The following is a 228-nucleotide window of genomic DNA, read 5'->3' on the forward strand; positions in this document are numbered from 1 at the left end:
TCCTTTACAAAATAAAAGAAGCCATTCTCTAACCTAATATAATAATATTCATCATCCCAAGAATTTATATCTGCGCTCGGTCCATCGATTGATTCGCTATCTGCATCTAATACTATATAATATATCCCATCATAAGTATTAATTTCTCCTTTTACTTCAACCGTTATCTTTAACTGATAATCAATTTCTCCGGGTTCAGGCCCAGGTCCATCGAGCCAGCGCGCACAC

Annotated in this window: 1 protein-coding gene; it reads right to left on the minus strand. The window is 36.8% G+C overall.

The features are described 5' to 3' along the window. Positions 1 to 228, minus strand: a 228-nt coding sequence (locus COZ07_RS05695) for a hypothetical protein (RefSeq protein ID WP_406607608.1), incomplete at both ends; no start/stop codon positions are given.

The sequence above is a fragment of the Candidatus Infernicultor aquiphilus genome (assembly GCF_002784285.1).
Lineage (GTDB): Bacteria > Atribacterota > Phoenicimicrobiia > Phoenicimicrobiales > Phoenicimicrobiaceae > Infernicultor > Infernicultor aquiphilus.